The organism is Streptosporangium sp. NPDC002607, assembly GCF_053592655.1.
In genome coordinates, this window is record NZ_JBSFWD010000016.1 from 110,428 (window position 1) to 132,736 (window position 22,309).

The following is a 22,309-nucleotide window of genomic DNA, read 5'->3' on the forward strand; positions in this document are numbered from 1 at the left end:
CCGTTCCTCAAAGCAGGTAGACGAACTTACGGCGGAGGGTCCGTGGCTGTGGCGAGGGGCGTCCCCAGATCCAGGGCTGGGCGCGGGCGTTGAGTTGCGCGGTGGCGAGGGCGACCGCACGAGCGATCTCGCTGGCGTCGGCGAAGGTCTGTCCGGCGAACGCGGCCCGGCGCAGTAGCCGCCACCAGCCTTCGGCCAGGTTCAGCCAGCAGGCCTTGATCGGGATGAACACCTGGCGGATGCGCGGGTGACGCAGCAGCCATCGCCGGACCCGCCAGCTGAAGTGACTGGACAGGCTGTCGGTGGTGACGACGATCGGGCCGCGCCGGTTGGCCTTGCCGATCTGCGCCAGTAGCTGGATCCAGCCGTCGCTGTTGCGTGAGGGCGCGCAGAAGGTGAGTTCGGTGCCGTCGCGGATGCGCAGCGCGCCGTACACCCAGGTCTTGTCGGTGCCGCGCGAATACTCCAGCCGGTCCTTGATCCGGTGCCCGTCGGGCGACCAGCCCGGGGCGGGTGGGAAGGTGCGGGGGGTCACCGGCCCCAGTTCGTCGGCGCAGATCACCGCGGTGCCTGGCGGCGGCTGGGTGTAGAGGCCGATGACCTCGGCCCTTTTGGGGCGAAGTCCGGATCGGTCGAAGTGGTCCAGGAGCGGGTGTGGCGCCAGCGGACTCTCTCCTTAAGCAGGATCCGGCGGACCTGGCTGCGGGCGACGAGGATGCCTTGAGCACGGGCGGCGGCGGTCAGGCTGTCCAGCGTCCACTGCGCGGGGCCGCTCTCGTCGTCTGCGGTCAGCTCGCCGGCCTCGTCGCGGGCCAGCCGTCCCGGCGGGGTCGAGCGCGCCATGGCGATGATCTGTCCGCGTTCGACCTCGGTGATCCGCGGCTTGCGCCCCACGCCGGGCCGGTCGGCGAGCCCGGCCAGGCTCTCGGCGTTGAACCGCTCGATCCGCTCGCGCACGGTCTGCATGTGGCAGCCGAGTTTGACGGCGATGGCGCTGGTGCGCAGCCCCTGCCAGCTGAACACGATTATCTGCGCCCGCATGATCCAGTCGGCCGGGGCATGACGAGATCCGGCCAGTTTGCGGATCTGTCGTTCCTCGTCGGGGTTCATCGGCGGACGCGCATACAGTAATTTCGGCATGACGATCCCCCTGGACCCATCATCACCCCAGGTCAGCAGGGATCTCCATCCTCATTTAGGAACATCGCACTAGCAGGCAATATCTGGCACATGACTGCCGCGACCCTCATCACCGTCGCTCCCACTGGAGCGGAGGCCGACAAAACGCGAACCCCCGCCCTGCCGGTCACCCTGGACGAGCTGGTGGCGACCGCCGTCGCCTGCGAGCAGGCCGGCGCGGCCGTCATCCACGTGCACATCCGCGACGACGACGCCCGCCCCACCCTCGATCTGCCCCGCCTCCAGGACACGGTCGCCGCCCTCCGCGCCCACACCTCCCGGTGGTGCAACTCTCCACCGGCGGCGCGGTCACCGACCCGTACGAGGCCCGCCTGCGCGTCCTCGACGCCGCCCCCGACGCGTGCTCCCTCACCTGCGGCACAGTGAACTTCGGCGACGACGTCTTCATGAACCCCTGGGGCTTCATGACCGACCTCTATCAGGCCACCCAGGAGAAGGGCATCGTCCCCGAATTCGAACTCTTCGACCTGGGCCACATCTCCACCCTGCAACGCCTGCTGTCGGCGTACGGGCTGCCGCACGGCGGCCGGATTCACTGCGATCTGGTCATGGGCGTACCAGGCGGATTCGACGGCGACCTGCGCACAGTGGCCGCGGCCGTGCAGGCGCTCCCGGAAGGCGCCACCTGGTCGGCCACCGGAATCGGGCGCACGTCCGTGCCCGTGCTGCTGGCGGCGTTGTCGGCGGGCGGGCACCTGCGGGTCGGCATGGAGGACACCCTCACCTACGCCAAGGGCCGGCCGGTCCGGGACAACGCCGAACTCGTCACCAGGGCGGCCGCGGCCGCGACCCTGGCCCAGCGCCCGCCGATGGACCCGCAGACCGCCCGCGTCTTCCTGGGTCTGGACCGGAAATAGGGATCGGCTTCGATCTGCCGCCGCTGGGCGGCTGACCGTCAGCGGCTGTCGGTCGCCAGACGTACGCCCAGGTAGAGGAGGACCGTGCCGCTGACCGCGTCGAGCCGACGCCGGATCGCCGGGCGGCGGAACCACGCGCCGGCCCGGCCGACCGCGGCCGCCAGCGCCAGGTACAGGATGATCTCGATGGCTACCTGGAGCGCGGCGAGCAGCGCGGTCGTGGTGAACAGGGGCTGGTCGGCGGGGACGAACTGCGGATAGAACGCGATCATGAAGGCGGCGATCTTCGGGTTGGCCAGCATCACCACCGACCCCTCGCCGAACGCCTTCCACCAGGACAGCGAGGAACCGGGCTCTGGCTCGGCGACCTCCTCCATCGCCCCGGCGGCTGGGTCAGCGCCCCGGCTGCGCCAGGCCGAGCGCCAGGCCTTGATCCCGAGGTACAGCAGCATGGCCGCGCCCACCACGCGCAGGACCAGGAAGGCCACCTCTGAGGCGGCGACCAGGGAAGCGAGCCCGGCGGCGGCGAGCAACGCCCATAAGTACAGGCCCACTTCCAGGCCCAGCACCGTGGGCACCGCACCGGAGAAGCCACGCAGTGCGGCGCGGCGCAGAATCAGCGCCGTCGCCGGCCCCGGCGACGCGGAGATCAGCACTACGGCAAGGACGAAGGCAGGGAGAGAAGAGATGAGTTCCACGAGGCTCATCTTGGCTGTGCGCTTATTGCCCGTTCCACGCGTTTAACGCCGACCGCGCGTCGAACTGAGCCTTCGCGGCGAACGACCCGCCGGCGTGGGCGGTGAGCATCAGGGCCGGCACCCACAGCACCCTCCGCAGTGGGCCGGGAGCACGCCTAGGCCAGCGTGTCGAGTGACACCTGCCACAGCCGCTCCGCGGCCTCCGGGTCCAGCGCGTACGCCGCGATGCCGTGGCGGCTTCCCGGCTGGTTCGGCTCCGCCTCGTTGCAGTCCTCGAAATACCGCCCGCCGACCCCGGCGAGCAGCGGCGAGGTGGCCACCAGCACCGATGTGGCCGCCCCTTGCTCAACCGTCTTCACCGACTGAGCCGCTTCGCCGTCGGCCATCACCGCCGCGTGCATCCGCTCCTGCTCCTCCTCGCTGAAATAGCGCAGCAGGTTGGTACGGATTACGCCGGGCATCAACGCGTTGACGGTGATGCCGTCGTCCGCCCACCGGCGGCTCGCCTCGACCGCGAACAGCACATTGGCGGTTTTCGACTGCCCGTACGCCGCCCACGGCTCGTACGCCCGCTCGCGGAAGTGGATGTCGTCGAACACGACCGGCGACCGCAGGTGTGCCGAGGAGCTGACGGACGCGACCCGCGCGCCCCCGGCCGCCGCGAGCGCGTGACGCAGCCCGGTGGCGAGCGCGAAATGGCCGAGGTGGTTGGTGGCGAACTGCATCTCCCAGCCCTCCGGCGTAGGCATTTCGGGCGAGGCCATCACGCCGGCGTTGTTGACCAGGATGTGGAGCGGCCCGTCCCACCCCTCGGCGAACGCCGCGACCGACGCCTGGTCCGTGAGGTCAAGCCGCGCGACCAGGACCTGCTTGTTGCCGGTGGTCTCAATGATGTCCTCAGCGGTGCGCTCGCCCGCGTCGAGCTGGCGGACCGCCAAGGTCACCTCGGCGCCGGCGGAAGCCAGCGCCCTGGCCGTCTCGACGCCGATGCCGGACGCGCCGCCGGTGACAATGGCCCGCCGCCCGCTGAGATCGAGGCCGTCCACCACCTCGGCCGCGGTCGAGGCGGCCGAGAACGGCGTGGTGATACGTGTGGTCATGATTCTCCCGTCCGGTACGATGAAACGGAGGGAACTCCGCTACGCCCTTCAATGTAAACGGAGGGGCCTCCGATTAGCAACCAAGGAGGTCACCGTGTCCCGCCCGCTGCGCGCCGACGCGCAACGCAACCGCGACCGGTTACTGGAAGTCGCCGTGCGCGCGTTCTCGCAGGACGGTCCGGACGTCACGCTCGACGCGATCGCCAAAGAGGCCGGTGTCGGCGTCGGCACGCTTTATCGCCATTTCCCCACCCGCGAGTCGCTCATCGAGGCCGCCTACCGCAACGAACTTTCCCGCCTCCGCGAGGCCGCCGACGAACTCGTCAGCGCGCTTCCCCCCGCCGAGGCGACCCGCGCGTGGATGGACCGCTTCGTCGATTACATGACGACCAAACGCTGCATGGCGGACGCGCTCCACGCGGTGATCGCCTCCGACGAGAACCCGTTCGCGCACAGCCGCGACCAACTCGTCGGCTCCCTGACAGTCCTGCTCAACGCAGGCGCCGAGTCCGGCGCGCTCCGCGGCGACGTCGAGCCCGTTGACGTCCTGGCCACCCTGGCCGGCGTCACCCTCACGGCCCGCGAGCCCCGCCAACGACAGCAGGCCGCCCGCATGCTCGACCTGCTGATGGACGGCCTGCGCTACCGGCCTGCTTGATGGTTTGTGAACCCTCCACGAAGCGCAGTCACCTGAACCCGGCTGTCCACGCACGGCCTGATACCGGCCGCAGCCTCCCAATAACCTAGGAGTGAGCGCACGATCCGGATCGGCTTGGCTGAATCGAACCAGATCCAGTAAGCCTTCACAAGATCTAATTTGCCAAGATTTCCGGCGGCGTTGTACAGCCTAAGGAAGAAATCGTCTTCGTCGATAATTCGATCATGTGAATAGAATCTTCCGAGCCCTTGACTGGTCCCCCAGTCGTAATTCTCTTGTGCAGGAATGAGGGCGAAAGAAATATTCACCCCCCGGACGTAGCTACAGCAGCGATCGTCGGGGAATGGGTAAACGGTGTCATTATTCGGCTCTGGCTGGCTACCTGGGCTGATTCGGTGGCTGACGTCGGGCATCCTCGACGTCTGTGGTGTTGCGTCTTATGTATCTGATCTTCTGTCGGGTGGTCGGCTGGCTGTGCCTGCTGGCGCGCAGTGACAACTCCAAGGACATGGAGATCCTGGTGTTGCGCCGACTCTACGTTCTCTTTGTCGTGGAGGTCGGCACCCGAATCGTGCATGTCCTTGGCGTGGCCGCCAATCCGGACGGCGCCTGGATAACCCAGCAGGCCCGTAACCTCCTCATCGACCTGGGCGACCGTGCGGCCGTAATCAGATTTCTGATCCGCGACCGGGACGCGAAGTTCGCCCAGGTCTTCGACGATGTCCTGGCGGACAACGGCACCAAGGTGATCAAGACCCCTCCCCGGGCGCCTCGAGCGAATGCCTTTGCCGAGCGGTGGGTACGCACAGTGCGATCCGAATGCACTGATCGAATGATCATCTTCGGGGAACGGCATCTGCGGACCGTGTTGAGCAAGTACGCCGCCCACTACAACGATGAAGGCCGCACAGATCCCTGGACCTTCACGCACCCGGCGACGAACCAAACGTGGTCCCGCTACCGATCGGCCCGATCCAACGCCACGACGTCCTCGGAGGTCTGATCAAGGAGTACCGAAGACCTGTTTGAACACCGACCCGCATCAGCAGCGGAACCGCAGGTCAACAACATCGGCTGAATATTGACACCCTTCAGGGTTGGCCGCCGAGTATCTCGGCACCCGGTGGGTGCTGGTGGGTGCGATCGCCATACTCCTCATTGGCCTGGGGCAGGCCATCTACGCATGGCTGGTCACCCGCCGTATTCGATGAGCCTTGCTCGCCATGTATACCTGAGGATTTCGGATTGCCGTGAACGCACGATGCTCCGAGAGGAACGCAGCGGGCCCCGCCCGGGTTCCTGTATAGCTCTCGGGATGCCTCCCACCTGGGATAACCACCAAGGATGGCCGCCTGGTGCAGCAGCAGTCGCCAATCTCGCAGGATATCTTGACATGGTGGCCACGCTGTATATTCTAGGTTAAAGAAGCATTATGTATACATTTCGCTTCTAGACCACCATGACGGAGTGGGGCGCGCTCCGTTGCCACATCCATCGACCGGAGCACGACAGTGACCAACACCACGCCTGACGGCATACGTCTCTTCACGCGCGAGCACCCCGTCACAACCGACGAAGACCTCAGTTCCGACGCGTTCTGAACGGCAGGGTCGCCATTATCACCGGCGGTGGCCGCGGCATCGGCGCCGCGATCGCGCGGGCATTCGCGCGGGAGGGCGCGTCCCTGGTCATCAACGACCTGGGATCCACCCCCGACGGCAAAGGCGGTGACAAGGGACCGGTGCACGAGATCGCCGAGGAGATCAACGCCTCCGGCGGCCGGGCCGTGGCCGACGACGGCGACGTCGCCGACACCGCCACCGGCCAGCGACTGGTCGACACCGCCCTCGACCGGTACGGCAAGCTCGACGTGCTGGTCAACGTGGCCGGCATCCTCCGCGACCGCATGATCTTCAACCTGACGGAGGAGGACTGGGACACCGTCATCCGCGTCCATCTCAGAGGCCACTACAGCACCATCCGCCCCGCCACGGCCTACTGGCGCCAGCAGCGCAACCCCGCCGGCAACTACCGGATCATCAATTTCACCTCCCTCTCCGGCTTGGAGGGCTCGCCCGGCCAGCCCAACTACGCCGCGGCCAAAATGGGCATCGTGGGCCTGACCTACTCCCTGGCCCAGGCCATGGCCCGCTACGGCGTCACCGCCAACGCCATCGCCCCCGGCGCGGCCACCCGCCTGACCGCCACCATCCCCGACGACAGGCGCCTCAACAACCCGGACACCGGGAAGCCGGTCGAAAGCCGGATGTCCCCGGACAACATCGCGCCCATCGCGTTGTACCTGGCCGGCGAACGCTCTGGCTGGCTCACCGGCCGCACCGTCGCCGCCGCCGGCTACGAGGTCGGCCTCTACAACAACCCCGAGATCATCCGCCAGATCACCAGCACCGGCCCGTGGCAGTTCGACCAGTTCGCCGACCTCGTGGAACGCAGCTTCCGCCCGGTCGCCGACGGACTTCCCCCGAGCCTCTTCGCCCCCCAGCTCAACTCCTGACCCTTCTCTCCCGAGACCGCCATCGACGACCCGGGAAATCACAAGTTGTCGCGCATGAGCACCATTGTGGACAGGGCCCGATAGAGCCGCAGCCGGCACCTGCTCATCGTTGCTGAGCGAGCACACCCCCCAGTCCGAATCCGGCGTTCCAGGCCGCATCGCCATCAGAGGCCGACGCCTGGCCGCATTCTCCCCCCATTTCACACACGCGCTGTTGGCCTTCGAGCCGCACGCGTGGTTTGCGACATCTTCTTTAGAAGGAGCCATCATGGTGAGCGAGCGTATTCAGCCGCAGCGCGAACCGGACACGACGGACACCAAAGCGAGCGCGACGAAGCACCGTCCGGTCATGGCCTGGGCCGTAACTTTCATGCTGCTCGGATGCACTCTGATCTCATATCTGGACAAGGCGATTCTCGGGCTCGTCGCGCAGCCGGCGATGGCGGACCTCGGGCTGACCGCCGCCGAATTCGGCGCCATCGCCAGCGCCGGAGGGCTGCTCGGCCCGGTCTCGGCGCTGCTGTTCGCCTTCGTGGCCGATCGGCTGCCCCTCAAAGGCACGCTCTTCACCCTCGTCGTGGTGTGGTCGCTGTTCCAGCTACCCATCTTCTTCGTCGCGTCAGGCGGGCTGCTCCTGGCGACGCGGCTCATGCTCGGCGCGATGGATGCCCCTGCCCTGCCGGTATCGCACGCGGTCGCCTACTCGTGGTGGCCGAACGACCGGCGCGGACTGCCCGCGGCGGTGCTGACCACGGGAGCCTCGTTCGGCAAACTGATCTTCGCCCCGCCACTGGCCTTCATCATCGCCGCCTACAGCTGGCAGGCGGGCTTCCTCGCAGTGGCGATCCTGGGCTTCGTCTGGGGGCTGGCCTGGCTGTTCATCGGCCGAGTGGGGCCGTACGGCAAGGCCGAGACCGAAACGGCGACAACACAGGGACTGGGCGAGCAGGGAACGACCGAGCAGGGAGCGGGATCGCGTGCGCCGGTACGGTCCATCCTGGCGACCGGCACCTTCATCGGGTACGTGGCCGCGTCCACCGCGGCGCAGATGCTCGGGGTCGTCGTCCTCACCTGGCTCCCGTCCTACTTCCAGGTAGGGCTGGGATTCTCCGCGGTGACGGCGGGATCGCTGTTCGGCGTGCCGAGCATCGCCGCGATGCTGTTCCTGTACCTGAACGGCGGGTTGGGCGACCGGATGATCAGGCGGGGCACACCCACCCGCAAGGCCCGAGGGCTGTGGGGCGGGGTGCTGCTCGCGCTCGGCGGCGTCTTCCTCGTCGTGTTGCCCCTCGCCTCCGGAGTGGTGCTCCCGATCGCCCTGCTGATGATGGGCTACGGGCTGGCCATGAGCATCTACGCCGTGGCGAATCCGGCTCTCGTGCAGATAACCCCGGTCGCACAGCGGACGAGCGTCTTGTTGATCGGCCTCGCCGCCAACCATTTCCTCGCCGCCGCCGGGCCGTGGATCACAGGATTCATCCTCGACGACGCCCGGTCGGCGGGCACGCTCGCCCAGGGCTACACCAGCGTGTTCATGCTGATGGGCGGCATCGCCATCGTGGGGGGAGCGCTGTTCGCGCTGCTGGTGAATCCGGAACGCGACGCCGCGAAGGTGGAGGCGGCCCGCCTCGCACGCGCGGCCGCGCAGGCTGCGTGAGTCGAAGGAGGAAACCGCGATGCGGATCGGCATGAGCTTGAACTACACGGGTGGCTTCAAGGACACCGTGGCCGAGTTGGCCGACTACGAGAAAGCCGGCCTCGACAGCGTGTTCGTGGGCGAGCTGTACGGCTTCGACGCGGTCAGCCAGATGGGCTACATCGCGGCGATGACCACGCGGGTGCGGATAGCCTCGGGCGTCCTGCCGATCTACTCCCGCACGCCTGCCCTGCTCGCGATGACCGCGGCCGGCCTGGACCACGTCTCCGACGGCCGCTTCACCCTCGGCCTCGGCACCTCCGGCCCGCAGGTCATCGAGGGCTTCCATGGCGTGCCGTACACCGACCCGCTGGGCCGTACCCGTGAGGTTGTCGAGATCTGCCGCAAGGTGTGGAAGCGGGAGCCCGTGATCCACGACGGCAGGCACTACACCCTCCCGCTCCCCGAAGGGCAGGGCACCGGCCTCGGCAAACCGCTCAAGCTGATCAACCATCCCGTCCGCGAGCGCATCCCGATCCTGATCGCCGCCATCGGTCCCAAGAACGTCGAGCTCACCGCCGAGATCGCCGAGGGCTGGTTGCCCGTCTTCTACCTGCCGGAGAAAGCCGCCGACGTGTGGGGCGGAGCGCTGGCCGCCGGCACGGCCAAGCGCGACCCGGCGCTGGGCGAGCTGGACGTCGTCGCCCAGGCGAGCCTCGCCATCGGCGACGACGTGGCGGACGCGCTGGATCTCGGCCGCCCGATGACCGCCCTTTACATCGGCGGCATGGGCGCCAAGAGCAGGAACTACTACAACGACCTGACCCGGCGCTACGGCTATGAAAAGGAGGCCGAGCAGATCCAGGAGCTGTACCTGTCCGGCAAGAAGGACGAGGCCGCCGCCCTTGTGCCGCGCGAACTGCTGGAGAACATGTCGCTGATCGGCTCCGAGGGCTTCGTCCGCGACCGTCTGGCCGCGATGAAGGCCTCCGGCGTCACCACGGTCACCGTCAACCCGCTGGGCCGTACCCACGAGGAACGGGTGCGGCTGATCGAGCGGGTCCGGGAACTCGCCTCCTGACCTCCTCATCCGTGCGGTGCGGTGGCCCGCCCCCACGCGTGCCGCCGCACCGCACGGTCAGCGGGTGAACGAGTGAAGCGGTCAGGCGTTCTGATCTGCGGGCCGGTAGCCGACGGCGGACAGCACGAAGTCGACGGTCTCCTCGACGTACTTGTCTCTGCGCTCCATCAGGGCGGGCATCTGGCTGATCGGTGTCGACAGGACGTGGTTGGTGAGGATCCCCGCGACCGCGTCCAGGACGAGCGCCGGGGACGTCCCCTGGGGCAGTTCTCCGCTGTCGATGCCGCTCACCACGATCGAGCGGCCGATCCTCATGCTCTCGCGCTGGTGACGCTCCAGCGCCTGACCGAACAGCTCGGGATAGACCTTGGCCTCGACCTGGGCCCGCAGGACGACCAGGCCCCGGCGCTCGAAATAGCCGTCGAGGATGTACCTGGCCATGCTGATCAGGTCCGCCCGCAGCGATCCCGACTGATACTGGAGAGGTTGTTTGCCGCAGAGGCTCGCCAGCGCATCGACGATCAGCTTCTCCTTGCTGTGCCCCACCTGCTGTAGAGGGCCGCCTTGCCCACCCTGGCCCGGCGCGCCACCAGGTCGAGGCTGAATCCCGCCCAGCCGACCTCGCCGTACAGGTCGAGCGCCGCAGCGTGAACCCGGGCTTCCAGGTCGGGGTCCGGCGGGCGACCTCGTCCAGTCATGGGCTCATTTTGCCAGACAACATCCGGGCCTCTGGCCACACCGCGTCGCGATGTCGCCGTTCCTTCCGGTACCGGTGCGGTAGGGCTGGTCGGCGGGCGGGTATATCGGCTGTTCGAGGCGGCGGCTGTGGCCCGGTTCGAGCTGGTACGGACGCTGCGTGAGCTTGGCATCGGACTCGAGGACATTCAGGAGATCCTGGCCCGGCGGGTCACGGTCGCCAAGGTGGCGGCCACAGCCGGGCTGCGGCCGTTCCCGACGTGGCCGGGGCGTATGTCAGGTGGTGGGCTGGGCGGGAGGGAACAAGATGGTAACAGCGCGGATGACGGCGGCGCGACGGGCGGCCCGGGTGGGGTCGGCGGCGGCGTGGGGGGCGAGGGCAGCGAGTTCTGCCTGGTCGCTCCAGGTGTGGGCAATCTGGAACACCAGGGCCACGATGTCGATCGGGTCCCAGGTCGCATCGAGGAGGCCGTCCTGCTGCGCGCGGCGGATCCGCTCCAGCTTGCCGACGATGGCCTCCCGGTAGGGGCCGGGCTCCTCGCCTGAGCGTTCGGCGGCGAGTTCGAGGCGGCCCCAGGCGATGAACCGATGCTGGTCGGGGTGGGCGGTGAGATAGTCGAACATCTGGGCGGCGTAGGAGGGCAGGTCGGCCGGGTCCAGATGGATAGCCTCGGCGGCGGCCAGCTCTATCGACGCCACATGTTCATAGAGGGCTTCCTTGCTGCGGAAGTAGGCGTAGACGCGTTCCATCCCCCTTCGTGACAGAGTGTCGTGCAGCCGTGAACGGACCCTGTCTGCTCTGGACTATTTCGATGCGAAGGACATCGGAGTGAGCCTGAACGGTGTCATTATTCGGCTCTGGCTGGCGACCTGGGCTGATGCGGTGGCTGGTGTTGGGCATCCTCGACGCCTGTGGTGTTCCGTCTTGTATATCTGATCTTCTGTCGGGTGGTCGGCTGGCTGTGCCTGCTGGCGCGCAGTGACGCCTCCAAGGGCCTGCAGATCCTGGTGTTGCGTCACGAAATCGCGGTACTACGTCGTCAAACCGGACAACCGCGATTGTCCTGGCCGGACCGGGCGATCTTGTCAGCCCTGACCCGCGGGTTGCCAAAAGCGCTTCGGGCGCACCGGCTGGTCACGCCGGGCACGCTCCTGCGCTGGCATCGCCGCCTGGTCACCCGGAAGTGGACCTACCCCAAACGAGGTCGCCCGTCGACCGATCCTGAGATCGTGGCGCTGACCGAACGCCTGGCCACAGAAAATCGATCCTGGGGCTCTGAACGGATCCGTGGTGAACTGAAGCGCCTGGGATATCGGGTGAGTGGTTCAACGGTCCGCCGGATCCTCAAGCGTGCCGGCCTCGGGCCGGCACCCCGGCGTCACGACGATCGGTGGCGGGACTTCGTGCGCGTCCACGCCGCCAGCACGCTGGCATGCGACTTCTTCTCCGTCGATACCGTCACCCTGCGCCGGCTCTACGTCCTGTTCGTCGTGGAGGTCGGCACCCGAATGGTGCATGTCCTTGGGGTGACCGCCAATCCGGACGGCGCCTGGGTAGCCCAGCAGGCCCGTAACCTCCTCATCGACTTGGGCGACTGTGCGACCGCAATCCGATTTCTGATCCGCGACAGGGACGCGAAGTTCACGCGGGTCTTCGATGCTGTCCTCGCGGACAACGGCACCAAGGTGACCAAGATCCCGCCCCGGGCGCCTCGAGCGAACGCATTTGCCGAGCGGTGGGTACGCACAGTGCGATCCGAATGCACCGATCGAATGCTGATCTTCGGAGAACAGCATTTACGGACTGTACTGGCCAAGTACGCCGCCCACTACAACGATCGACGACCGCACAGATCCCTGGACCTTCACGCACCCGGCGACGAACCAAACGTGATCCTGCTACCGATCGGCTCGATCCAACGCCACGACGTCCTCGGAGGTCTGATCAAGGAGTACCGACGCCCCGCTTGAACACCGACCCGGATCAGCAGCGGAACCGCAGGTCAACAGCATCGGCCGAATATTGACACCCTTCACGGCTGTTTCGAACCCGTACCGGCCAGACCTTCCCCGGCTCCACGGTCTCGATGGTCTGGAAGCAGGCCCGGTCCTACGCCTTCACGCCTGACCAGGTCGCCTCACCGCTCGCGCGTAGGCCGTACGACCTGCGGCACGCGGCGGTCTCGCTCTGGCTGAACGCGGGGGTCCACGCGCCGGAGGTGGCGGAGCGGGCGGGGCACGGAGTGGACGTGCTTCTCAAGGTCTACGCCAAGTGCATCGACGGCCAGCACGAGGTGGCCAACAAGCGGATCTTGGAAGTGCTCACGACGTGACATTCTCAACAGCAGGACACGAAGGACTCCGGGTAGCCCTCGGGGTCCTTCGTCGTGTCGGCTACCGTGGCCCCGGAATCGCTCCGCGAGCTTCCGGAACCTCTGAGCTGACCCGGGGGAACGTCGTCGATCCCATTCCGCGTATATTCCGGGACCGGTGGCAGACGGCTGCATAGTCGGAGAAAGATCGTCAGGAACGTAGGCCCAGGTCAGAGCCTACGTTCCTGCTCGCGAGTGGTAGGGCGCCTGGGACTCGAACCCAGAACCTACGGATTAAAAGTCCGCAGCTCTAACCATTGAGCTAACGCCCCGCAGGTGACAGCGTACCGAGGATAGTGTCCACTAACGTCCGTCGCCAGGCCCATTCGCGGTCACCTGTTTGCGGAACGGCAGGTGGAGGGCGGGAGCGGCTCCTAGAGTGGCGGGCATGACGAGCTCGGGGCTTGAGCCCGCCCGCAGTGCACATGTCTCCACGCGGCAAGGGTATGTCGTGGTCGACGTGGAGACCACGGGTTTCTCGCCCTCCAGGGGCGACCGGATCTGCGAGATAGCGCTCATCTCGCTGAACGCCCAGGGCGAGACCGTCGACGAGTGGCACTCGCTGGTCAATCCGAGGCGCGGCACCGGGGCCGTGCACGTCCACGGCATCACCGGCGCGATGGTCGCGGGCGCGCCGGTGATCGAGGAGTTGCTGGACGAGGTCTGGCAGCGGATCGCCGGCCGGGTCCTGGTGGCCCACAACGCCTCCTTCGACCTGCGCTTCCTGCGGCACCTGCCCGGCAGCGAGTGGGTGACCGAGACCCTGTGCACGCAGCGGCTGGCACCGGGCTTCATCCCCGACGGCAGGTGGACGCTCGCCGCCTGCTGCGAGCGCGCGGGTATCCCGCTCCTCGGGGCCCACGCCGCGCTGGCCGACGCCCGCGCCACCGCCGAGCTGCTCCGGTTCTACCTGCGCACGGGAGTCTCCTGGGCGGAGAAGCTGGAGCGGGCGGCCCAGGCCCCCGAGTGGCGCTCCTGCGGCCTGCCCCAGCGCCACCCCCGCCGAAGGTAGCCCGAGCGCGCCGGACACGGGCAGAGCGCGTGTCAGGGCCCTGCGGGACCTTCGGACGCATGCGGAAGCGTCAGCGGTAGGCGGGGATGCCGGTCAGCGCCTCACCGAGCACGAGCGTGTGGATCTCCTGGGTGCCCTCGTAGGTCAGCACGCTCTCCAGGTTGTTCATGTGCCGGATCACCGGATACTCCAGCGTGATGCCGTTGCCGCCCAGGATGGAGCGTGCCTGGCGGGCGATGTCCAGGGCGGCGCGGACGTTGGCGAGCTTGCCGAAGCTGACCTGGCGGGGGGTGAGGGTCCCCGCGTCCTTGAGGCGGCCCAGATGGAGCGCGGTGAGCTGTGACTGTCCCACCCCGACGTACATCCAGGCGAGCTTCTCCTGGGTCAGCTGGAAGCCGCCGATGGGCCTGCCGAACTGGATACGGGAGGTGGAGTAGTCGACCGCGGACTCCAGGCAGGCGCGGGCGGCCCCCACCACGCCCCACAGGATGCCGAAGCGCGCCTCGGACAGGCAGGACAGCGGGCCCTTCAGGCCGCGCACCCCGGGCAGCACGGCTGAGGCGGGCAGGCGGACGTCGTCGAAGTAGAGCGACGAGGTCACCGAGGCCCGCAGGGACATCTTCCGGTGGATCTCCGGGGCGGTGAAGCCAGGGGTGTCCGCGGGCACCAAGAAGCCGCGGACGCCGTCCTCGGTCTGCGCCCAGACCACCGCGACGTCGGCGATCGAGCCGTTGGTGATCCACATCTTGGCGCCGTTGAGTATCCAGTCGCCCGAGGGGTCCAGCTTGGCGTGGGTGCGCATGCCGGCCGGGTCGGAGCCGTGGTCGGGCTCGGTCAGGCCGAAGCAGCCGATCGCCTCGCCCGCGGCCATCCGGGGCAGCCACTCGTCCTTCTGCTCGGCGGAGCCGTACTTCCAGATCGGGAACATCGCGAGCGAGCCCTGCACGGAGACGAACGACCGCAGTCCGGAGTCTCCCGCCTCCAGCTCGCGGCAGGCCACCCCGTACGAGACGGCGTCGAGGCCCGCGCAGTCGTACCCCTGAAGGTGCATGCCCAGCACGCCGAGCGAGCCGAGCGCCGGGGCGAGCTCGCGGGCGGGGAAGGTGGCCTCCTCGAACCAGTCGCCGATATGAGGGAGCACCCGGTCCGCGACGAAGTCCCGCACGGTGTCGCGGATGAGTCGCTGCTCCTCGGAGAGCGTGTCGTCGATACGCAGGAGGTCGTCCATGGGTTTTCCTCTCTGTTCGGCCCTGTCAGGGTATTGCCGGGCCGAACAGGGTGGATGTCAGGGTTGCGCCAGGGGAAGTCCCGATGTGATGAGGACCCGCCACGGGGCAGTCTTAATACATGAACGAAAACGACTTTTCCGGCGTCAAGCAGCTCCGCAGAACCAGGGACGGGCGCATCATCGCCGGTGTGGCCTCCGGCCTCGGACGCTACATCGGGGTGGACCCCAACATCATCCGCGCGGCCCTCGCCGTCGCCACCTTCTTCGGTGGTCTCGGGGTGGCGGTCTACGCGATCGGCTGGGTGCTCCTGCCCGAGGAGAACAAGGACAGGTCGGTCCTCCAGGACCTGATCGACAAGAACAAGGACAACCCGATCTGGGTGGACGCCAAGACCAAGGCCGAGCAGGGCTGGGCCAAGGCCACCAGCCAGCACCGCGCTCCGCACCAGCAGGCCCCCGAGTATCCCCCCTACCAGGCTCCCCAGCCCCCTTCGGCCCCGTACGGCACGGTGCCGCCGCGTAGCGACGACCCCCGCACCCAGGGGTGAGTCAGGAGTTCGCCTCGGCGCGAACCCTCTCGATGATCTCCCTGCGGGATGCCCTCCAGAGCACGGCCAGCGCGGCCGCCACGGCGAGTCCGGTCGCGCCGGCCAGTGCCACCACCATCTCGGGGCCGAGGTGGTCGGCCGCGGCCCCGCCTACCAGGATCCCGACGCCCTGGGAGGCCAGCAGGCCCGACTGGACCAGCCCGAATGCCTGTCCCCGCCGCTCGGCGGGGACGCACTGTACGAACGCGGCGTTGGCCGCGAGTTGGTAGGCCCCGCCCAGCCCCGAGACGAACCAGAGCAGCAGCACCACGGGCAGCGGCGGCCGCGCCGCGCACAGGATCAGCGGTGCGCAGGTCAGCATCGCCATCCAGCCCATCGACCGCAGCCGGTTCGACGGGCTGACGTAGCGGCTGAACAGGAACGCGCCGACGACGGTACCGGTGGGCATGGCCCCCATCAGCAGACCGGTGACCAGGGAGAGCTGCCGGGGATTTCCGGTCAGCTCACCGGCGTACGGGGCCGCGATCCCCTCGGGGAGCACGTAGAAGCCGCAGAGCCAGGCGAAGAGCACCAGCGTCCGTAGCCGGGGGTCGCCGAAGACCAGCCTGGCGCCGGCGCGGGTCATCGTCCACATCGAGGGCCGGCTCTCGTCGGCGGAGATGGGGGCGGGACGCCGCCGTACGCCCGAGACGATGATGAGCGCGGAGGCCAGGTAGGTCGCCGCGTCCAGGGCCAGCGCGCGGTACGGCCCCATTCCCATGATCAGGAAGCCGCCGGCGGCGAAGCCGAGCATCTGCGCGCCCTGATTGGTCATGTTCTGCAGGGCGGAGCCCGCGACGTAGCGGTCGCCCGTGAGCAGCTCCGGCAGGAGCGCCGCCCGCGCCGCCGAGAACGGCGCGCTGAGCAGCACCACGCAGAAGACCAGCGCGCACAGCATGGCGAACGAGGTGCCGGGGATCGCCATGAGCGCGACCAGGAGGGCCCTGAGCACGTCACAGACGAGCATGATGCGCCGGCGGGCGTGGCGATCGGCGAGTCCCGCGAGGAGCGGCCCGCCGATGATCGGTGGCAGGTAGGTCAGGGCATAGACCGACGCCGTGGCCAGGGGCGAGTCCGTCCGCTCGAAGACCAGGACGGACAGCGCCACCCGGGAGAGCTGGTCGCCGAGGAGGGAGAGCCCCTGGCCGATCCAGAGCGCGCGGAACTCGCCGATGGCGATGACCTCGCCGTAGGTCGCTTGGCGTTCCGCCGGACGGCGGTGCCGCCCGGGTAGTCGGCCGGACTTGGTCGCCGCCATAGGACTCCGCTGAGCTCGCAGGCACACTGACTGTGGGTGTTCACTGTGTAACCTACGGTGCCTGCTGCAGGGCCGACGCGCAACCGAAAGCAATCAAGCGCATGCAAACCGTAATGATAAGCTGTGATATTTCAGGAACGGGGGTTTTGATGTGTTGTGCGGGGCTAGTTACCAGCCCAGCTCGTGCAGCCGGTCATCGTCGATGCCGAAATGGTGGGCGATTTCGTGGACGACCGTTATCTGCACTTCTTCGATGACCTGCTCCTCGGTCTCGCAGATCGAGCAAATCGGCCTGCGGTAGATCTCGATCCGGTCGGGTAGCACTCCTGCGTACCAGTCGCCACGTTCGGTCAGGGGAATGCCGGTGTAAAGACCCAGAAGATCTGGTTCGGGCGGGTCGTCGACGACGACGATCACCACGTTGTCCATCACTTTCGTCAGCTCGGGGGGAATGGTGTCCAGAGCCTCGGCCACAAGCTCCTCAAACTTCTCCCGCGAGATCTCGATCACACCTGTCATTCTGCCCCGGTGTTCCCGGGGCGAGGTGGAGGCCCATGAAATTCGCTGATTGGACCCAGAGGACCCGTCGGCTCGCCACCGGTCGCGCGGGCAGGCGGATCGCCCGCACCACGGCCGTCGCCGCCGTCGCACTGGCGGGTGCGTGGCTCGGCATCATGCTCGGCGGGGCGGTACGGTCCAATGTCGGTCCGGTGGAGCTCGGCCTGTCCGCCGAGCCCTCGTGGACCGGGGAGACCGTGTTGGATGCTCACCCTTTCGGCACACTTTTGTTCGACACGCACAACGCCCCGGTCGGCCTCCGGGTGACCCTGGAGAACATCAACCCCGACCGGGCGCGCGGGTTCCTGGACGACCCCAGGTTCTCGGCTGACCGGCTCCCCGCGCTCCTGGAGGAGGAACTGGGCAACGGAGTCAGGACGCTGATCGTGCGTGCCGCCTTCTGCGGCCTGGCGGGCGCCCTGGTCACGTCCCTGATCGTCTTCCGCCGCCCAGGACCTGCCCTCGCGGGCACGCTGGGCGTCGCCGTCGCGATCGCCGGCACGGGCGCCGCCGTCGCCCTGACCTTCCGGCCGGACTCCGTGGTGGAACCCAAGTACACCGGCCTGCTGGCAGGCGCTCCGACGCTGGTCGGCGACGCCGAGTCGATCGTGACCAGGTTCGAGTCCTACCGGGTCCAGCTCGCCAAGCTCGTCAACAACGTCTCCCAGCTCTACGACGTCGTCTCCGCGCTGCCGGTCTATGACGCCGACCCCACCTCGATCCGGATACTGCACGTCTCCGACATCCACCTCAGCCCCATCGCCTGGAACCTCATCCGCTCGGTCACCACCCAGTTCAAGATCGACGCGATCATCGACACCGGCGACCTGACCGACCACGGCACCGGCCCCGAGGACAAGTTCGTCGAGGAGATCGGCACTTTCGGCGTCCCGTACGTCTTCGTCAGGGGCAACCACGACTCCATGACCACCCAGCGGGCCGTAAGCAGGCAGAAGGGCGCGGTCGTCCTCGACGACTCGGCCAAGACCGTGGCGGGGCTGCGCGTCTACGGCCTGGGCGACCCCCGGTTCACCCCCGACAAGTCCGTCTCCGTCGACTCCAACCTCGAATCCCTCGACGCGCTGGGCCGCTCCCACGCCGCAAAGCTGGCCCGGCTCCCCAAGCAGGTCGACCTGATCGCCGTCCACGACCCGACGATCGCCAAGGGTTTCTCCGGCGCGGCTCCGATGATCCTCACCGGCCACTCGCACGAGCGATCCACCGAACTGCTGCCCTCCGGCAGCCGCCTCCTGGTCCAGGGGTCCACCGGCGGCGCCGGGCTGCGAGCCCTCGAACACGACGAACCCACCCCTGTCGCGGCCTCGGTTCTGTACTTCGACGCCGACACGCACCGCCTGAGGGCCTGGGACGACATCACCCTGGGAGGGCTCGGTGAGCAGTCGGTTCAGATCCAGCGTCACGTTGAGACCGAGCCTGGCCGTACAATTTCTCCTGTGCCGACGATTGCCCCGTCTCCAACGGGGTCCATCACCGTCACACCGACGCCGTAGGCCGGAAAGCCGCTTTGGCAACGGGGCAAAAGTCCCCTATGCTTCAGAGGTCTCCAGCGGAGCACGGCGAAGGAACGGGACGCGAGTCCCGAGCCCCCATCGTCTAGTGGCCTAGGACACCGCCCTTTCAAGGCGGCGACACGGGTTCGAATCCCGTTGGGGGCACCGGTAGAGCCAAGGCTCGCCAGGGAAACGGCAGGTCGAAGACCTCCGAAGAACTGGTAGGCTGGCAAAGCCAGAAAGGCCGGGGACAAAAGCCCCAGCCAAGCAAGGTCCTGTAGAGCAGTTTGGAGTGCTCGCCACCCTGTCAAGGTGGAGGTCGCGGGTTCAAGTCCCGTCAGGACCGCTCAGGTAGGTGTTCGATCCACCACCAAGGTCAGGTAGCTCAGTCGGTACGAGCGTCCGCCTGAAAAGCGGAAGGTCGGCGGTTCGACCCCGCCCCTGACCACAGCAGCTGAGCAGTACAAACGCCCCGAACGAATACCGTTCGGGGCTTTTTTGATCTCCAGTGACAGCACCCCTGACAGCAACGTCATCCGATTACCGGTGAGCGTGAGACACGTGGATGATGTCCAGCCGAAATTTCTCCTGTTTGACAAAGATGAGCAAATCTGTGGCTCCTGCCTTGATGCCGAAGGTGTCTTCGCCGAGGCACTGGAGGACGACGAACTTGTGACCGTCGAAATCCTGGGTTGCCTTCCCTCCCAGCAGATGCGTGCCTACCTCAGCGGATCCAAGCGCTACCGCCAGAGGAACCCGCTGGGGCTGGAGGCGCTCCGGATGCTCGATACGGCAGGGAATCCGCTCGCGGATTTCTGGATGGGCGAGATCATCGACTGGCGACCCTCGCCGCTCAGCCGTGAACGGGTGGACCTGGTCGCCCTCTGAGGATGGGATAGCCCCTCCTCCGACGCACGACATGTCTGGGAGCGTTGGCGTACGGCCAGGCCCGACCGGATCAATCAGTGGGCCGACTACGTGGGGACAGACAGAGAAGAACGGCTGACCATCGTCCGCCACAACAGCCGCTGGCGGACAGGACACCCCGATCAGATCTGGGGCCTGGGTCCGCGGCGTATCGGCGAGATCGAAGTAGCCCTGGTGTTCGTCGGCTTGACCCGCGACCACGGGGGGCCGCTCAGCGACAACCGGTGAAGCACCAGGTGGGGGCATCATGACAGTTGCTATGCGCTCAAGATCATCAGGGTTCGCCTACTTGTTCCATCGTCACGATGGGGCGAGGCGGAGGATCTGGTCGCGGGCACGGTCGTCCAGGTCGGCCTGGAGCAGGCCGTTGTTGATGGCGGGGACGCAGTTCATCGAGATCGTTACCGCAGCGGCGGGTCCTTGTGGATAGTCGAATATGAGTCGGATGCCGCGTTCGTTAGCGCCTCCGAGTCCTTGGCATGTGTTCTGGCTCGGTACGGTGTCCAGAGAGTTCAGTGTCGCGGCCAGGGCGCGGGCGATGTCCCTGCCGTGCCGTTTCCGGTAGGGCGGCCTCACGTACGTGGCGTCCCTGCACACGGTGAGGCGGCCGGGTCGTCCGGGAACCATCAGCTCGTCCTGGCCCCGGCGGTCGCCGGGGCCCCGGCAGGGGTCGTCCGGCGGTGCGGGCTGCCAGATTCCGTCCTTGTAGGCGGTGGTGATGGCGGGCCCGGCGTAGGAGTTGCTGCCGGCCGTGCCGTTGGTGGTCCTCACGCAGTGGTTGACCTCCTCGGCGCTGCCCACCCACAGGGCGCGGCCGTCGGGGTAGGCGAACCGGATGAGGTAGTTGGTCATCGGTCCCCCCATCAGCGTGCACGGACGGTCTACGGGGGTGGTGGTCACCGGGAGGTAGGCGAGGTCACGGGCCATCGCCGCCGCCTGATCCGTCAGCGTTCGCGAACCGGCCAGCCGCTCACCACCCGGATGCGCGTTGTCCCCGGGATAGGCGCAGATGAGGGCCTTCACCGGCGAGCCGGGGACGAGTGACTCCTCCACGCCGTCGATGTCGGCGGCGGCGGGTACCCAGCCACCGATGTCGTTGCCGCCCCAGCGTTGCGGGCAGGTGGCCGGTACGGGCGATGACTCGCTGATCGCTCCCGAGAACACCACGGCCGCCACGCACGCCCCGGCCGCCGCGAGGCCGAGACCGATCGAAGTGGAAAGCTTCACAGTTCATAGACGTCGATTCCCGGTCGATCGGTTCGCTTCGCTGGTCCCTGTCCGGGCGCGAGGTGAATGGGATGAGGCGTGAGGCTGCCTGTAAAGGATCAACCGAAGTAGAACAGTCAGGGGAACTCTGCAACCCCCGAGCAGGTGTGCTGCGCGGGGATCATCGCGACTCACTGCTTCTCGTCTCTGAGGTGACACATTGAAAGAGGTGGCTCTGCAGCAGTACGCCCGGCTGCCGCGTGAGTACCGCGGTCTCAAAGTGTTGGCCAGCACGGTCGATGCGTACGGCCGGACACTGTGGCTGCTGTCTGACAGCTCGGACGCGCTACCGGATGACCTCTCCGGGAACGGAAGGCTCACTGCGCTGCCCCGAAAGCAGCCCTACGACGCTCTGCTCGTCATGGACAAGAACAGCACCGCGAGCGAACTCGTTCTCCATGACGTCCACCTGTTGGTCAGCAAGCTCGACGCCCTGCCCAACGGCCGCTTCCTGCTGACCGGGACCGCGGCTTGGCACCGTACGCCCGCTTCAGCGGCTGCCAACGCCCAGATCTACGGCCGCGACGGGCGGCCACGCCGTAGCTTCCCGATCGGCCAGGTCGGACACCTCCTTGCCGATCAGCGCCACAATGTATGGACCGGCTACTTCGACCAGGCCATCTACACCGACCCCATCAGCGCGCCCGGCCTTGCCCGCTGGGACACCGGCGGCAACCAGCAGTGGGCATATCAGCCTCCCCCAGGAAAAGAACCCATCGCCGACTGCTACGCGCTCAACGTCACCGACGGCGTCGCATGGGCCTACTACTACCAAGCGTTCTCCCTGCTTGAAATCCATACCGGCGGCCGGCTGACGGTCCGCGACACACCCGTGAAGGGAGCACACGGGCTCGCCGTACATGGCGACCAGGTCACCTTCCTCGCCAGCAGGGGGCATCACGACCGCTTACACCGATGTCGCCTGACCGATGACGCCGTCCTCTTGGAGGAGGAGGCAACCCTCACCATGCCAGGTGGCAGGCCACTCGGCCGCCACCGGATCGTCAGCAGGGCACACGCCCTCTACCTGCTCGATCCCTCATCCCACTCCTGGCATGTGCACCTGACGTGACGGCCACGCATCATCCAAAGCAGACCGGCCGAAGGGGTGTAAAGCATCAGCCGAAGCCGCACTGTCAAGCATCAACC

Annotated in this window: 26 protein-coding genes, 4 tRNA genes and 1 pseudogene; 19 read left to right on the plus strand and 12 right to left on the minus strand. The window is 67.5% G+C overall.

Annotated features, from left to right (window positions below):
- Window positions 1-7 precede the first annotated feature (7 nt).
- Together ACWD3H_RS19885 and ACWD3H_RS19890 are read right to left on the minus strand one after the other, a co-directional pair.
- Window positions 8-562 carry a transposase gene (locus tag ACWD3H_RS19885; RefSeq protein WP_451956011.1) on the minus strand — a complete coding sequence of 185 codons (555 nt, stop codon included), beginning with the start codon at window positions 560-562 and terminating at the stop codon, window positions 8-10.
- Window positions 559-1,140, minus strand: coding sequence for a helix-turn-helix domain-containing protein (locus ACWD3H_RS19890; protein ID WP_451956012.1), 582 nt, complete (start codon window positions 1,138-1,140; stop codon window positions 559-561). The genes ACWD3H_RS19885 and ACWD3H_RS19890 overlap by 4 nt, the downstream gene beginning before the upstream one ends.
- Before the next feature lie 90 nt (window positions 1,141-1,230).
- On the opposite strand from ACWD3H_RS19890, the gene ACWD3H_RS19895 reads away from it, so the two are divergent.
- Both ACWD3H_RS19895 and ACWD3H_RS19900 read left to right on the plus strand, forming a co-directional pair.
- Complete coding sequence (locus ACWD3H_RS19895) at window positions 1,231-1,566, plus strand: 3-keto-5-aminohexanoate cleavage protein (RefSeq protein ID WP_451956013.1); 336 nt, start codon at window positions 1,231-1,233, stop codon at window positions 1,564-1,566.
- A complete protein-coding gene (locus ACWD3H_RS19900) occupies window positions 1,464-2,057 on the plus strand; it encodes a 3-keto-5-aminohexanoate cleavage protein (protein ID WP_451956014.1) in 594 nt (197 codons plus the stop codon). Before ACWD3H_RS19895 ends, ACWD3H_RS19900 begins: the two co-directional genes overlap by 103 nt.
- Before the next feature lie 38 nt (window positions 2,058-2,095).
- Here ACWD3H_RS19900 and ACWD3H_RS19905 read toward each other — a convergent pair whose 3' ends face one another.
- Both ACWD3H_RS19905 and ACWD3H_RS19910 read right to left on the minus strand, forming a co-directional pair.
- Window positions 2,096-2,755, minus strand: a complete 660-nt coding sequence (locus ACWD3H_RS19905) for a LysE family translocator (RefSeq protein WP_451956015.1) — start codon at window positions 2,753-2,755, stop codon at window positions 2,096-2,098.
- Window positions 2,756-2,910: 155 nt separating this feature from the next.
- Window positions 2,911-3,855, minus strand: coding sequence for an SDR family NAD(P)-dependent oxidoreductase (locus ACWD3H_RS19910; RefSeq protein ID WP_451956016.1), 945 nt, complete (start codon window positions 3,853-3,855; stop codon window positions 2,911-2,913).
- Window positions 3,856-3,949: 94 nt separating this feature from the next.
- Here ACWD3H_RS19910 and ACWD3H_RS19915 point away from each other — a divergent pair, with 94 nt between their 5' ends.
- The 5 genes from ACWD3H_RS19915 (at window position 3,950) to ACWD3H_RS19935 (ending at window position 9,745) form a co-directional block, all read left to right on the plus strand.
- Window positions 3,950-4,513, plus strand: coding sequence for a TetR/AcrR family transcriptional regulator (locus tag ACWD3H_RS19915; protein WP_451956017.1), 564 nt, complete (start codon window positions 3,950-3,952; stop codon window positions 4,511-4,513).
- Window positions 4,514-4,952: 439 nt separating this feature from the next.
- A complete protein-coding gene (locus ACWD3H_RS19920; protein ID WP_451956018.1) occupies window positions 4,953-5,516 on the plus strand; it encodes an integrase core domain-containing protein in 564 nt (187 codons plus the stop codon).
- Between the two features lie 615 nt (window positions 5,517-6,131).
- Complete coding sequence (locus tag ACWD3H_RS19925; RefSeq protein WP_451956062.1) at window positions 6,132-7,028, plus strand: SDR family oxidoreductase; 897 nt, start codon at window positions 6,132-6,134, stop codon at window positions 7,026-7,028.
- Between the two features lie 268 nt (window positions 7,029-7,296).
- Window positions 7,297-8,685, plus strand: a complete 1,389-nt coding sequence (locus ACWD3H_RS19930) for an MFS transporter (RefSeq protein WP_451956019.1) — start codon at window positions 7,297-7,299, stop codon at window positions 8,683-8,685.
- 19 nt (window positions 8,686-8,704) lie between these two features.
- Window positions 8,705-9,745 (plus strand): LLM class F420-dependent oxidoreductase, encoded by a 1,041-nt coding sequence (locus tag ACWD3H_RS19935; protein ID WP_451956020.1) that lies wholly within the window; start codon window positions 8,705-8,707, stop codon window positions 9,743-9,745.
- A gap of 81 nt (window positions 9,746-9,826) precedes the next feature.
- Here the strand turns inward: ACWD3H_RS19935 and ACWD3H_RS19940 are convergent, their stop codons facing one another.
- The gene (locus ACWD3H_RS19940; RefSeq protein ID WP_451956021.1) at window positions 9,827-10,291 is read right to left on the minus strand and encodes a TetR-like C-terminal domain-containing protein; all 465 of its coding nucleotides are present in this window, start codon (window positions 10,289-10,291) and stop codon (window positions 9,827-9,829) included.
- Window positions 10,267-10,443: a TetR family transcriptional regulator gene (locus ACWD3H_RS19945; RefSeq protein WP_451956022.1), complete on the minus strand. Its 177-nt coding sequence runs from the start codon at window positions 10,441-10,443 to the stop codon at window positions 10,267-10,269. The genes ACWD3H_RS19940 and ACWD3H_RS19945 overlap by 25 nt, the downstream gene beginning before the upstream one ends.
- Here ACWD3H_RS19945 and ACWD3H_RS19950 point away from each other — a divergent pair.
- Window positions 10,442-10,633 (plus strand): annotated as a pseudogene (locus tag ACWD3H_RS19950) (MerR family transcriptional regulator); the annotation flags it as partial. The gene ACWD3H_RS19945 and the pseudogene ACWD3H_RS19950 overlap by 2 nt on opposite strands.
- An 84-nt stretch (window positions 10,634-10,717) precedes the next feature.
- On the opposite strand, the gene ACWD3H_RS19955 reads toward ACWD3H_RS19950, so the two are convergent.
- On the minus strand, window positions 10,718-11,191 hold the full coding sequence (locus ACWD3H_RS19955) for a hypothetical protein (RefSeq protein ID WP_451956023.1): 474 nt from the start codon (window positions 11,189-11,191) through the stop codon (window positions 10,718-10,720).
- Between the two features lie 162 nt (window positions 11,192-11,353).
- On the opposite strand from ACWD3H_RS19955, the gene ACWD3H_RS19960 reads away from it, so the two are divergent.
- Complete coding sequence (locus tag ACWD3H_RS19960) at window positions 11,354-12,412, plus strand: integrase core domain-containing protein (RefSeq protein WP_451956024.1); 1,059 nt, start codon at window positions 11,354-11,356, stop codon at window positions 12,410-12,412.
- Between the two features lie 116 nt (window positions 12,413-12,528).
- Window positions 12,529-12,774 carry a hypothetical protein gene (locus ACWD3H_RS19965; protein ID WP_451956025.1) on the plus strand — a complete coding sequence of 82 codons (246 nt, stop codon included), beginning with the start codon at window positions 12,529-12,531 and terminating at the stop codon, window positions 12,772-12,774.
- Window positions 12,775-13,009: 235 nt separating this feature from the next.
- Here the strand turns inward: ACWD3H_RS19965 and ACWD3H_RS19970 are convergent.
- Window positions 13,010-13,085: transfer RNA gene (locus ACWD3H_RS19970), tRNA-Lys, on the minus strand.
- A gap of 116 nt (window positions 13,086-13,201) precedes the next feature.
- Between ACWD3H_RS19970 and ACWD3H_RS19975 the strand changes: the two genes are divergently transcribed.
- Window positions 13,202-13,825: a 3'-5' exonuclease gene (locus tag ACWD3H_RS19975; RefSeq protein ID WP_355555748.1), complete on the plus strand. Its 624-nt coding sequence runs from the start codon at window positions 13,202-13,204 to the stop codon at window positions 13,823-13,825.
- Window positions 13,826-13,895: 70 nt separating this feature from the next.
- Here ACWD3H_RS19975 and ACWD3H_RS19980 read toward each other — a convergent pair whose 3' ends face one another.
- On the minus strand, window positions 13,896-15,053 hold the full coding sequence (locus tag ACWD3H_RS19980) for an acyl-CoA dehydrogenase family protein (RefSeq protein WP_451956026.1): 1,158 nt from the start codon (window positions 15,051-15,053) through the stop codon (window positions 13,896-13,898).
- 119 nt (window positions 15,054-15,172) lie between these two features.
- Here ACWD3H_RS19980 and ACWD3H_RS19985 point away from each other — a divergent pair, with 119 nt between their 5' ends.
- Window positions 15,173-15,601 carry a PspC domain-containing protein gene (locus tag ACWD3H_RS19985; RefSeq protein WP_350927700.1) on the plus strand — a complete coding sequence of 143 codons (429 nt, stop codon included), beginning with the start codon at window positions 15,173-15,175 and terminating at the stop codon, window positions 15,599-15,601.
- A 1-nt stretch (window position 15,602) separates the two neighbouring features.
- Here the strand turns inward: ACWD3H_RS19985 and ACWD3H_RS19990 are convergent, their stop codons facing one another.
- Together ACWD3H_RS19990 and ACWD3H_RS19995 are read right to left on the minus strand one after the other, a co-directional pair.
- Window positions 15,603-16,898, minus strand: coding sequence for an MFS transporter (locus ACWD3H_RS19990; RefSeq protein WP_355555752.1), 1,296 nt, complete (start codon window positions 16,896-16,898; stop codon window positions 15,603-15,605).
- A 168-nt stretch (window positions 16,899-17,066) separates the two neighbouring features.
- The gene (locus ACWD3H_RS19995; protein ID WP_355555754.1) at window positions 17,067-17,417 is read right to left on the minus strand and encodes a metallopeptidase family protein; all 351 of its coding nucleotides are present in this window, start codon (window positions 17,415-17,417) and stop codon (window positions 17,067-17,069) included.
- A 35-nt stretch (window positions 17,418-17,452) separates the two neighbouring features.
- On the opposite strand from ACWD3H_RS19995, the gene ACWD3H_RS20000 reads away from it, so the two are divergent.
- The 6 genes from ACWD3H_RS20000 to ACWD3H_RS20025 all read left to right on the plus strand — a co-directional run bounded on the left by ACWD3H_RS20000 (window position 17,453) and on the right by ACWD3H_RS20025 (window position 20,122).
- The gene (locus ACWD3H_RS20000) at window positions 17,453-18,967 is read left to right on the plus strand and encodes a metallophosphoesterase family protein (RefSeq protein WP_451956027.1); all 1,515 of its coding nucleotides are present in this window, start codon (window positions 17,453-17,455) and stop codon (window positions 18,965-18,967) included.
- 92 nt (window positions 18,968-19,059) lie between these two features.
- Window positions 19,060-19,132 (plus strand) — tRNA-Glu (locus ACWD3H_RS20005).
- Window positions 19,133-19,238: 106 nt separating this feature from the next.
- Window positions 19,239-19,313 (plus strand) — tRNA-Asp (locus ACWD3H_RS20010).
- 28 nt (window positions 19,314-19,341) lie between these two features.
- Window positions 19,342-19,415, plus strand: a tRNA-Phe gene (locus ACWD3H_RS20015).
- Between the two features lie 113 nt (window positions 19,416-19,528).
- On the plus strand, window positions 19,529-19,855 hold the full coding sequence (locus ACWD3H_RS20020) for a hypothetical protein (RefSeq protein ID WP_451956028.1): 327 nt from the start codon (window positions 19,529-19,531) through the stop codon (window positions 19,853-19,855).
- A 90-nt stretch (window positions 19,856-19,945) separates the two neighbouring features.
- On the plus strand, window positions 19,946-20,122 hold the full coding sequence (locus tag ACWD3H_RS20025) for a hypothetical protein (RefSeq protein WP_451956029.1): 177 nt from the start codon (window positions 19,946-19,948) through the stop codon (window positions 20,120-20,122).
- A gap of 72 nt (window positions 20,123-20,194) precedes the next feature.
- On the opposite strand, the gene ACWD3H_RS20030 is transcribed toward ACWD3H_RS20025, so the two are convergent.
- Window positions 20,195-21,121, minus strand: a complete 927-nt coding sequence (locus ACWD3H_RS20030; protein WP_451956030.1) for a hypothetical protein — start codon at window positions 21,119-21,121, stop codon at window positions 20,195-20,197.
- A gap of 199 nt (window positions 21,122-21,320) precedes the next feature.
- Here ACWD3H_RS20030 and ACWD3H_RS20035 point away from each other — a divergent pair, with 199 nt between their 5' ends.
- Window positions 21,321-22,232: a hypothetical protein gene (locus ACWD3H_RS20035; protein WP_451956031.1), complete on the plus strand. Its 912-nt coding sequence runs from the start codon at window positions 21,321-21,323 to the stop codon at window positions 22,230-22,232.
- Window positions 22,233-22,309 lie beyond the last annotated feature (77 nt).

What these genes read in the sequence shown, in the direction of transcription:
- ACWD3H_RS19890 (WP_451956012.1), bottom strand. Translation starts at nt 1,140, where the DNA reads ATGCCGAAATTACTGTATGCGCGTCCGCCGATGAACCCCGACGAGGAA.
- ACWD3H_RS19895 (WP_451956013.1), top strand. Translation starts at nt 1,231, where the DNA reads ATGACTGCCGCGACCCTCATCACCGTCGCTCCCACTGGAGCGGAGGCC.
- ACWD3H_RS19910 (WP_451956016.1), bottom strand. Translation starts at nt 3,855, where the DNA reads ATGACCACACGTATCACCACGCCGTTCTCGGCCGCCTCGACCGCGGCC.
- ACWD3H_RS19920 (WP_451956018.1), top strand. Translation starts at nt 4,953, where the DNA reads ATGTATCTGATCTTCTGTCGGGTGGTCGGCTGGCTGTGCCTGCTGGCG.
- ACWD3H_RS19930 (WP_451956019.1), top strand. Translation starts at nt 7,297, where the DNA reads ATGGTGAGCGAGCGTATTCAGCCGCAGCGCGAACCGGACACGACGGAC.
- ACWD3H_RS19935 (WP_451956020.1), top strand. Translation starts at nt 8,705, where the DNA reads ATGCGGATCGGCATGAGCTTGAACTACACGGGTGGCTTCAAGGACACC.
- ACWD3H_RS19945 (WP_451956022.1), bottom strand. Translation starts at nt 10,443, where the DNA reads ATGACTGGACGAGGTCGCCCGCCGGACCCCGACCTGGAAGCCCGGGTT.
- ACWD3H_RS19955 (WP_451956023.1), bottom strand. Translation starts at nt 11,191, where the DNA reads ATGGAACGCGTCTACGCCTACTTCCGCAGCAAGGAAGCCCTCTATGAA.
- ACWD3H_RS19965 (WP_451956025.1), top strand. Translation starts at nt 12,529, where the DNA reads ATGGTCTGGAAGCAGGCCCGGTCCTACGCCTTCACGCCTGACCAGGTC.
- ACWD3H_RS19975 (WP_355555748.1), top strand. Translation starts at nt 13,202, where the DNA reads ATGACGAGCTCGGGGCTTGAGCCCGCCCGCAGTGCACATGTCTCCACG.
- ACWD3H_RS19980 (WP_451956026.1), bottom strand. Translation starts at nt 15,053, where the DNA reads ATGGACGACCTCCTGCGTATCGACGACACGCTCTCCGAGGAGCAGCGA.
- ACWD3H_RS19985 (WP_350927700.1), top strand. Translation starts at nt 15,173, where the DNA reads ATGAACGAAAACGACTTTTCCGGCGTCAAGCAGCTCCGCAGAACCAGG.
- ACWD3H_RS19990 (WP_355555752.1), bottom strand. Translation starts at nt 16,898, where the DNA reads ATGGCGGCGACCAAGTCCGGCCGACTACCCGGGCGGCACCGCCGTCCG.
- ACWD3H_RS19995 (WP_355555754.1), bottom strand. Translation starts at nt 17,417, where the DNA reads ATGACAGGTGTGATCGAGATCTCGCGGGAGAAGTTTGAGGAGCTTGTG.
- ACWD3H_RS20000 (WP_451956027.1), top strand. Translation starts at nt 17,453, where the DNA reads ATGAAATTCGCTGATTGGACCCAGAGGACCCGTCGGCTCGCCACCGGT.